Annotated in this window: 1 pseudogene; it reads right to left on the reverse strand. The window is 71.1% G+C overall.

The annotated features are described in order from the left end of the window. A pseudogene (locus tag A5678_RS03095) lies at nt 1-761 on the reverse strand (serine/threonine protein kinase); the annotation flags it as partial. Nucleotides 762-776: the final 15 nt, after the last annotated feature.

Raw genomic sequence — 776 nt, forward strand, 5'->3', positions numbered from 1 at the left:
ACCCGCGGCGGCTGGCCGGCCGGGTCGGGCAGGCTGGTGACGTCGACGTCGCCGGTGCGGGTGAAGCTCACGGCCCGCTTGAAGCCGCAGTTATTGTCGGCGTCGCTGGCCGTCGACGTCGCGCTGTATTCACCGGCGAGGGTGTTGTCGGGACGGAGCCGCAGCATGAACACCTCCCAGTATTCGGCGGGAGCGTTGCCGCACCTTCCGGAGCCGAGGCCGACGGCCAGCCAGCGCCCGCCGACCTCGTCGAACACCAACGTCGACACGAGTGTGGTGTCGCCGCTGCGCCGTGCCGAGGTGGCCACGCACCCGCTCGAGCGGCACACCGAGCGCAGGCCCCAGGTTTCCGTCTTCGGCACCGCACCCTCATGCGGTTTCCCGTCGAGATCGGTATCAGGGTCGAAGTTGGCGGTGTAGATACCGGTGAACGCGGCGGTCGGCGTGTTGTTGTGGTGTTGGGAGAGGTTCACGGCGGCGAAGACACCGGCGACGATCAGCACCGCGATCACCAGCAGCGCGGGGATCACGACGCGGGGGCGCCGCCACCCCGGCCGCTGCGGGGTGGGCGTTACCTCCAGCGGCGGTGGCAGGATGGGTGCGGCCCCGGTGGGGGCGAGTTGGGTGTGTTGGCCGTCGGTCGGGCCCGCGGTGGGCTGACCGGGCCAGACCGGTCGGGGCAGCGGCGCTGTGGTCGCCTCGCGGGCGGCGTGCGCGAATTCCACGGTGGTGGCATAGCGCTGGTCGGGGTCTTTGGCCATGCCTTTGGCGATGGC

The sequence above is a fragment of the Mycobacterium sp. E2733 genome (assembly GCF_001667585.1).
Classification (GTDB): domain Bacteria; phylum Actinomycetota; class Actinomycetes; order Mycobacteriales; family Mycobacteriaceae; genus Mycobacterium.